Origin of the sequence: Actinotalea ferrariae CF5-4, from assembly GCF_000603945.1 — a bacterium.
In the GTDB taxonomy this organism is placed as follows: Bacteria; Actinomycetota; Actinomycetes; order Actinomycetales; family Cellulomonadaceae; genus Actinotalea; species Actinotalea ferrariae.
This window is the reverse complement of sequence record NZ_AXCW01000062.1, coordinates 1-8,191: the sequence shown is the minus strand read 5'-3', so window position 1 is coordinate 8,191 and position 8,191 is coordinate 1. Positions and strand designations below refer to the sequence as shown.

At 75.2% G+C, this 8,191-nt stretch carries 8 protein-coding genes; 6 read left to right on the top strand and 2 right to left on the bottom strand.

Features of this window, described 5'->3' with window-relative positions; all coding sequences use genetic code 11:
- The 3 genes from N866_RS07695 to N866_RS07685 form a co-directional block, all read left to right on the top strand.
- The coding region (locus N866_RS07695) for a 4Fe-4S dicluster domain-containing protein (protein ID WP_162177301.1) at positions 1 to 198 on the top strand (198 nt) is incomplete at its 5' end.
- A gap of 24 nt (positions 199 to 222) precedes the next feature.
- Positions 223 to 1,350, top strand: coding sequence for a succinyldiaminopimelate transaminase (gene dapC, locus N866_RS07690; RefSeq protein ID WP_034224945.1), 1,128 nt, complete (start codon positions 223 to 225; stop codon positions 1,348 to 1,350).
- Between the two features lie 264 nt (positions 1,351 to 1,614).
- Positions 1,615 to 2,913, top strand: a complete 1,299-nt coding sequence (locus tag N866_RS07685; RefSeq protein ID WP_081802439.1) for a citrate synthase — start codon at positions 1,615 to 1,617, stop codon at positions 2,911 to 2,913.
- Positions 2,914 to 3,002: 89 nt separating this feature from the next.
- On the opposite strand, the gene N866_RS07680 is transcribed toward N866_RS07685, so the two are convergent.
- Together N866_RS07680 and dapD are read right to left on the bottom strand one after the other, a co-directional pair.
- Positions 3,003 to 3,905 carry a hypothetical protein gene (locus tag N866_RS07680; protein ID WP_052022561.1) on the bottom strand — a complete coding sequence of 301 codons (903 nt, stop codon included), beginning with the start codon at positions 3,903 to 3,905 and terminating at the stop codon, positions 3,003 to 3,005.
- Between the two features lie 16 nt (positions 3,906 to 3,921).
- On the bottom strand, positions 3,922 to 4,899 hold the full coding sequence (gene dapD / locus N866_RS07675) for a 2,3,4,5-tetrahydropyridine-2,6-dicarboxylate N-succinyltransferase (protein WP_034224943.1): 978 nt from the start codon (positions 4,897 to 4,899) through the stop codon (positions 3,922 to 3,924).
- 51 nt (positions 4,900 to 4,950) lie between these two features.
- On the opposite strand from dapD, the gene dapE reads away from it, so the two are divergent.
- From dapE to folP, 3 genes are all read left to right on the top strand, one after another.
- Positions 4,951 to 6,081, top strand: coding sequence for a succinyl-diaminopimelate desuccinylase (dapE, locus tag N866_RS07670; RefSeq protein WP_034224941.1), 1,131 nt, complete (start codon positions 4,951 to 4,953; stop codon positions 6,079 to 6,081).
- 54 nt (positions 6,082 to 6,135) lie between these two features.
- Entirely contained in the window at positions 6,136 to 7,044 is a 909-nt protein-coding gene (locus tag N866_RS07665; protein WP_081802437.1) for an LOG family protein, read from the top strand.
- Between the two features lie 118 nt (positions 7,045 to 7,162).
- Complete coding sequence (folP, locus tag N866_RS07660; RefSeq protein ID WP_245612429.1) at positions 7,163 to 8,155, top strand: dihydropteroate synthase; 993 nt, start codon at positions 7,163 to 7,165, stop codon at positions 8,153 to 8,155.
- Positions 8,156 to 8,191: the final 36 nt, after the last annotated feature.

The following is an 8,191-nucleotide window of genomic DNA, read 5'->3' as shown; positions in this document are numbered from 1 at the left end:
TGCGGGGCCTGCGAGCCGGTCTGCCCCGTGGAGGCGATCTACTACGAGGACGACGTCCCCGCGCAGTGGAGCGAGTACTACAAGGCCAACGTCGAGTTCTTCGACGTCCTGGGCTCCCCGGGCGGTGCGGCGAAGCTCGGCGAGATCGACCACGACCACCCGATCGTGGCGGCGCTGCCCCCCCAGAACGGCGCGTGACCGCACCGGTCCCGGCGTCCTGACGTGGGTCTGCTGACCGGCGGCCTGCCGGACTTTCCCTGGGACACCCTCGTCCCGTTCAAGGAGGTGGCGCGCCGTCACCCCGACGGCCTGGTCGACCTGTCCGTCGGCACGCCGGTCGACCCGACGCCGGTCCTGGTGCGGGAGGCGCTGGCCGCGGCCGCCGACGCGCCGGGCTACCCGACGACGCACGGCACGCCCGCCCTGCGCGAGGCGGTGGTCGACTGGTTCGCCCGGCGGCGCGGGGTGCCCGGTCTCGACCCGGACGCGGTGCTGCCCACGGTCGGCTCCAAGGAGCTGGTCGCGTGGCTGCCGTCGATGCTCGGCCTGGGGGCCGGGGACGTCGTCGTGCACCCGGAGTGCGCGTACCCGACCTACGACGTGGGTGCCCGGCTCGCCGGCGCCGAGCCCCTCCCGGCGGACGACGTCGCCGCGTGGGAGGGCCGCGACGACGTCCGGCTGGTGTGGCTGAACTCGCCGTCGAACCCCACGGGCGCCGTGCTCGGGGTGGAGGACCTGCGACGCGTCGTCCGGGCCGCGCGCCGGACCGGCGCGGTGGTGGCGTCGGACGAGTGCTACGCGCTGCTGCCCTGGGCCGAGCCCTGGGTGACCGGTGGGGTGCCCAGCCTCCTGGACCCGCGCGTCACCGACGGCGACACCCGGGGGCTCCTCGCGGTGCACTCCCTGTCCAAGCAGTCCAACCTCGCCGGCTACCGGGCCGCGTTCGTCGCCGGGGACGGAGCCCTCGTCCGGCGCCTGCTGGAGCTCCGCAAGCACGCCGGCATGATCGTCCCCGGGCCGGTGCAGGCCGCCATGACGGCGGCGCTGGCCGACGACGCCCACGTGGACGCCCAGCGCGAGCGGTACCGCCGTCGTCGCGCGGTCCTCCTGGGCGGGCTGGAGGCGGCGGGCCTGGAGGTGGACGGGTCGCCGGCCGGGCTGTACCTGTGGGCGCGCGCCGCGGGGGCGGGCCAGGACGGCTGGGCCACGGTGGCCGACCTCGCGGGGCTCGGGATCCTCGTCGCCCCCGGCGCCTTCTACGGCCCGGCCGCCGCGCGCCACGTGCGGGTGGCGCTGACGGCGTCCGACGACGACGTCGCGCGCGCCGCATCGCGCCTCACGGGGGCCTAGAGGGACCTGGGCCCAGGCCGTCATCCCATGACCTGTCGCGGTGACGAGCGGACTTGACCTGCCCTTGACGCATTCTGCGACTATCTTGGAACTCTCTTGAGGTAGACCGCTGTGACGGGGATCACGCCCCCGAAGGGACCTTGAACCCTCGTTGGGTTTCCGCCTCCCGTCCCGGCGAACGTACGCTTACCGATGGCCGACGACGCCCGCCCGCACGTCCGGACCCGCCGACACCTCGCGCTGGGTCTGCTGCAAGGAGGAAGCATGACCCAGACTGCGACCACACCGGTGGAGCTGCGCGTCGCCGACCGCTCGATGGAGCTGCCGGTCCGCCCCGCGACCATGGGCAACGACGGCGTCGTCGTGGCCTCGCTGCTCAAGGAGACCGGCCTGGTCACGGTGGACCCGGGCTTCATGAACACCGCCTCCTGCGAGTCGGCGATCACCTACATCGACGGCGACGAGGGCGTGCTGCTGTACCGCGGCTACCCCATCGACCAGCTCGCGGAGCGCACGTCCTTCCTCGAGGTGGCGTACCTCCTCACCCACGGCGAGCTGCCGAGCGCGGACCAGCTCTCGGCGTTCACCGAGCGGGTCGAGCGGCACACCCACCTGCACGACAACTTCAAGGCGCTCATCGGGGCCTTCCCGGAGAACGCCCACCCGATGGCCGTCCTGTCCAGCGCCGTCTCCGCGCTCCCGGGCTACTACCCGGAGAGCGTCGACCCGTTCGACCCCGAGACGGTCGAGCTGGCCACCGTGCTGCTGCTCGCGAAGGCGCCGACCATCGCCGCGTACGCCCACCGCCGGGCGCTGGGGCAGGAGATGATCGGCCCGGACCGGGGCCGCGGGTACGTCGCCGACTTCCTCCGGATGGCCTTCCAGCCGAACGGCACCATCTGGGAGCCGGACGAGACGATGGTCAAGGCGCTGGACCTCCTCCTGATCCTCCACGCCGACCACGAGCAGAACTGCTCCACCTCCACAGTCCGCATCGTCGGGTCGAGCCACGCCAACCTCTACGCGTCCGTCTCGGCCGGGATCAACGCGCTCAGCGGCCCGTTGCACGGCGGCGCGAACGAGGCCGTGCTGCAGATGCTCACCGAGATCCAGCGCTCCGGCGGGGACGCGACGGAGTTCATGCGCCGGGTGAAGAACAAGGAGCAGGGCGTCCGGCTCATGGGCTTCGGGCACCGGGTCTACAAGAACTACGACCCGCGCGCCGCCATCGTGAAGAAGGCGGCGGACGAGGTGCTGTCCGCTCTCGGCAAGCGGGACGAGATGCTGGACATCGCCATGCGGCTCGAGGACATCGCGCTGCACGACGACTACTTCATCGAGCGCAAGCTCTACCCCAACGTGGACTTCTACACGGGCCTCATCTACAAGGCGATGGGCTTCCCCACGCAGATGTTCACCCCGCTCTTCGCCGTCGGCCGGATGCCCGGCTGGATCGCCCAGTGGCGCGAGATGGTGAACGACCCGGCGACCAAGATCGGTCGCCCGCGGCAGGTCTACACCGGCCCGACGACGCGCGACGTCGCCCCGATCGACGCCCGCTGAGCCGGCCGCCGGCTCGGCGCGGGGGTCGGCAGGTGTGGCGGGCGGCGCGACCCCTGTCGCCCGTGCCGCCTGCCGTCGGTGGCAGCCGGTCAGCCGGCGAGGGTGACCCGGACCTGACCGGCCGGAAGCGGCTCCGTGGCGGGGACCCAGGCGCCCTCCGCCCGGTCCCACCGCTGGTCCGCGTGCTCCACGGCGACGACGTGGTGGGGCTCGGCGACCGCGACGGCCCAGTGCGCGACCGCCCAGCCGGCACGGGCCGCGTCGCCCCCGGCGAGCCCGGCGCCGTCCAGCACCACCGTGCCGGACTCGTCGACCACGGCGCCGACCGTGCCCGCGAAGTCGCGCTGCGCCCGCGCCGTGAGCGCCGCCGGGTCTCCGGCCCCGTCGGGGTCCCGCAGGTCGCACGTCACGGCGGCGGCGCTCCACCCGGTGAGCCCGGACGCCCACGCCCGTGACCGGGCCTCGTGCTGGGCGTACGCGTCCGGGAAGCCCGAGCGCTGGACCCGCTGCGCGGCCACGGTGACCTCCAGCTCCTCGTACCCCTCGACCCGGTCGAGGGCGTCGAGGAAGGCGTTGGTCGCGTAGACGGGGTCCAGGATCTGCTCGACGGTGCCCCAGCCCTGCGAGGGGCGCTGCTGGAAGATCCCCACCGAGTCGCGGTCGCCGTAGTCGATGTTGCGGAGCTTCGACTCCTGCAGGCCCGTGGCCAGCGCGATGGTGGCGGCGCGCGCCGGCATCTGGCGGTGCACGGTCGTGGCGGACAGCAGCGCAGCCGTCTCGGCCTGGTCCGGCTCCAGGTACCACCGGGTGCCGTCCTGCTCGGCGGCGCAGCGCACCGGGGACGGCGGGCCGACGTCGAGCCGCTCGAGGAGGGCGGCCACGCCGAGGCCCGCCGCGCCGACGACCAGGACGAGGACGAGGGTGCCGCCGGCGGCGCGCCCGGCGCCCCGAGGGCGTCCCGGTCGCCCGCGGGGAGGGAGGGAGGAGCTCACCACGGCGTGCGGCGGCTCAGTTGGCGTGCAGGGCCGCGTTGAGCTCGATGCCGCGCCCGGAACGGGCGAGCACCTCCACGGCCCCGGTGACGGAGTGACGGCGGAACAGGAGGCCGTCCTGGCCGGCGAGCTCCCGGGCCGCCACGACGCGGGGCCGGCCCTCGTCGTCCGTCGCCCCGACGAGGGTGACCTTGGTGCCGGCCGTGAGGTACAGCCCGGCCTCCACGACGCAGTCGTCGCCCAGCGGGATGCCGAGGCCCGCGTTCGCGCCGAGCAGCGAGCGGCGCCCCACCGACACGACGGACCGCCCGCCGCCGGACAGGGTGCCCATGATCGAGGCGCCACCGCCGATGTCGCTGCCGTCGCCGACGACGACGCCCGCGGAGACCCGGCCCTCGACCATCGACGTGCCGAGGGTCCCCGCGTTGAAGTTGACGAAGCCCTCGTGCATGACGGTCGTGCCCGGGGCGAGGTGGGCACCCAGGCGCACCCGGTCGGCGTCGGCGATCCGCACCCCGGCCGGCACGACGTAGTCGACCATCCGCGGGAACTTGTCCACCCCGAGGACCGTGGGGGCGACGCCGTGCGCCGTCCGCAGCCGCAGGCGCGTCGCCTCGAACCCCTCGACCGCGCAGGGCCCGCGGTCCGTCCACACCACGTTCGGCAGGACGCCGAAGATCCCGTCCAGGTTCAGCCCGTGGGGCTGCACCAGCCGGTGGGACAGCAGGTGCAGGCGCAGGTAGGCGTCCGCGGTGCCGGCGGGGGCCTCGTCCAGGTCCACCCGGGTGGTCACGACGACCGTCCGCACCCCGCGCGCCTCGTCCGTGCCGGCCGCCGCTGCGAGGTCCGCCGGCGGCTCGGAGCCGTCCGGCTCCCCGAGGGCGGGGGAGGGGTACCAGACGTCGAGCACCTGGCCGTCGTCGGGTCCGGTGGACCGGTGGTCGGGGAGCGTGATGGTGGCCAGGCCGTGGCCCCAGGCAGTGCGCGCGGTCATGATGTCGAAGGGTAGGCGAGCCCCCCGGGGCCCCGCGGATAAGGTCACCGTGTGAACGCCGCCCCGCCGACGACGCCCGCGCTCGACCTCACGTCGGACGTGCTCGCGCTCACGCGCGCGCTGTGCGACGTCCCGTCCGTCAGCGGGGACGAGACCCGCCTGGCGGACCTCGTGGAGACCGCGCTGCGTGCGCTCCCGCACCTGGAGGTGCTGCGCGACGGGGACGCCGTCATGGCGCGCACCCACCTCGGGCGCGCCGAGCGCGTCGTCGTCGCCGGGCACCTCGACACGGTCCCGGTCGCGGCGAACCTGCCGACACGGCTCCTCGGCGAGGGGGCCGCCGCGGAGCTGTGGGGGCGGGGCACCGTCGACATGAAGGGCGGCGTGGCCGTGCAGCTCGCGTGCGCGGCGGCGGTCACCGAACCGGTCCGCGACGTGACGTGGGTCTTCTACGACCACGAGGAGGTCGCCTCCGAGCTCAACGGCCTGGGCCGGCTCGTGCGGCACCACCCCGAGTGGCTGCGCGCGGACCTGGCGGTCCTGTGCGAGCCGACGTCGGGCGCGATCGAGGGCGGCTGCAACGGCACCCTCCGGGTCGAGGTGACCCTCCCCGGACGGGCCGCCCACTCGGCCCGCGCGTGGCGCGGGGTCAACGCCATCCACGCGGCCGCGCCCCTGCTGCAGGCCCTCGCCGACCACCCGGCGGAGGAGGTCGAGGTCGACGGCCTCACCTACCGCGAGTCGCTCAGCGCCGTGCTCATCACCGGCGGGATCGCCACCAACGTGGTCCCCGACCGCTGCGTCGTGACCGTGAACTACCGGTTCGCGCCCGCCCTGTCGCCGCAGGAGGCCGTGGACCGGGTGCGGGCGCTCGTCGACGGCCTGGGCATCCCGGGCGCGCAGGTCGAGGTGACCGACCTCGCCCCGGGCGCCCGGCCCGGCCTGGACCACCCGGCGGCAGCGGCGTTCGCGGCCACCGTGCAGCGCCTCACGGGGCGGACGCCGGCGGCGAAGGTCGGCTGGACGGACGTGGCCCGGTTCGCGGAGCTCGGCGTGCCCGCGGTGAACTTCGGTCCGGGCGACCCCTCCCTCGCGCACGCCGACGACGAGCGCTGCCCCGTCGCGGACCTCGACACGTGCTTCTTCGCGCTGCGGACCTGGTTGACCGAGCCCACGGGCTGACGCACGGCTGTGTCCGCGCTGCCGCCGTCGTGACCTGCTCGTAGGCTCGTGCCCATGGACGAGAGCGGCACGACGGGACCGGCGCAGGACGCCGGAGGGGACACGGGCGACGGCCGGGGCGGCGCGACCGGGCACGGCACCGGGCACGGCGCGAACGGGCACGGCTACCGGCGCGGCCCGGTGCTGCTCCGCCGCGGGCAGATCCCCCGGTCCACCAGCGACCAGCGGCTGCTGGCGCAGGGGGACGACGCCGACTGGCTGCACATGGACCCGTGGCGCGTCATGCGGATCACCAGCGAGTTCGTCGAGGGCTTCGGCGCGCTGGCCGAGGTCGGGCCTGCCGTGAGCGTCTTCGGCTCCGCGCGGACCAAGCCCGACAGCCCCGACTACGCGACCGGGCGCGCCGTCGGCCGGGGCCTGGCGGAGGCCGGCTACGCGGTCATCACCGGGGGTGGCCCGGGCATCATGGAGGCCGCCAACCGGGGGGCGTCGGAGGGCGGCGGGTTGTCCGTGGGCCTGGGCATCGAGCTGCCGTTCGAGCAGGGCATGAACGACTGGGTCGACCTCGGCGTCAACTTCCGCTACTTCTTCGCCCGCAAGACGTGCTTCGTGAAGTACTCGCAGGGCTTCGTCGTCCTGCCCGGCGGCTTCGGCACGTTCGACGAGCTCTTCGAGTCCCTCACGCTCGTGCAGACGCACAAGGTGACCGGCTTCCCCATCGTGCTCGTGGGGCGCTCCTACTGGCAGGGTCTCGTCGACTGGCTCGGGGGCGAGGTGCTCGGCCGTGGCGCGATCGACGCCGTCGACCTCGAGCTCCTGGAGATCGTCGACACGGCGGAGGAGGCGGTCGCCCGCGTCCAGGAGCGCAGCGAGGCGCTCCTGGCGGAGAAGGCGGCGGTCCGGGCCAACGCCGAGGCGGAGAGGGAGTCCGAGCGCGCCTCCGACTCCACCGGTGGCCGCTGAGGCCGGGGCGGGACGCAGGACCGGACCCCGGACGGGGTCGTGGACGGAGGCCGGGCGACGCTGAGACGTGGCGGCGCCCGGTGCCTGCGCCGGCGCCGCCATGGTCGATGATGGCGCCGTGAGCGAGCCCCTCCCGACCGCCGACGACGCGCCGTCGTCGGGTGCCCGCGCCGACGTCCCGGCCGCCGGCGTCCCGCTCGTCCTGCGGGGCCGCGTGCTCGCCCCGGACCGCGGGGCGGTCATGGCGGTCGTCAACCGCACGCCCGACTCCTTCTACGCGGCGGCCCGCGCGGCCGACGACGACGTCGCCCTCGCGGCGGTCGCGCGGGCGGTCGAGGAGGGCGCCGACCTGGTGGACATCGGCGGCGTCCGGGCCGGTCGGGGGCCGGTCGTCACCGTCGAGGAGGAGCTCGAGCGCGTCCTGCCGCTCGTCCGCCTGGTCCGCGGGGCGTTCCCGGAGCTGCCCATCAGCGTCGACACGTGGCGGGCCGAGGTCGCCGAGGTCGTCGTCGATGCAGGGGCGGACCTCATCAACGACACGTGGGCGGGCCACGACCCGCGGCTCGTGGAGGTGGCCGCCCGGCACGGCGTGGGCATCGTCTGCTCGCACACCGGGGGCCTGCCGCCGCGCACGGACCCGTGGCGGCCGCGGTACCCGATGCCGGACGGCGTTCGTCCGCAGCACCCGGGCGCGCCGGGGGCGGACCCGCTCGACGGCGTGCTGCTCGACGTCCTCGCGACCCTCACCGCGGCCGCGCGCCGCGCTGTGGAGGCCGGGGTGGACCCGCGCTCGGTCCTCGTCGACCCGACGCACGACTTCGGCAAGACGACGTGGCACTCGGTCCACCTGACCCGGCGCACCCAGCGGCTCGTCGAGCTCGGCCATCCCGTGCTCATGGCCCTGAGCCGCAAGGACTTCGTGGGGGAGTCCCTCGACCTGCCCGTCGACGACCGGCTGGAGGGCACCCTCGCGGCGACGGTCGTGGCGGCCTGGCAGGGCGCGACGGTGTTCCGGGCGCACGACGTCCGGGCGACGCGCCGGACCCTGGAGATGGTCGGCGTGCTGCGGGGCGACCGGCCGCCCGCGCGGGCCACCCGCGGGCTCGTCTGACGGCGGCGGCGTGGCGGCGCCCGGCGGTCCACCGGC

Bases quoted from the DNA above. Each gene is read 5' to 3' on its own strand.
- N866_RS07685 (WP_081802439.1), top strand. From the start codon at position 1,615: ATGACCCAGACTGCGACCACACCGGTGGAGCTGCGCGTCGCCGACCGC.
- dapD (WP_034224943.1), bottom strand. From the start codon at position 4,899: ATGACCGCGCGCACTGCCTGGGGCCACGGCCTGGCCACCATCACGCTC.
- N866_RS07665 (WP_081802437.1), top strand. From the start codon at position 6,136: ATGGACGAGAGCGGCACGACGGGACCGGCGCAGGACGCCGGAGGGGAC.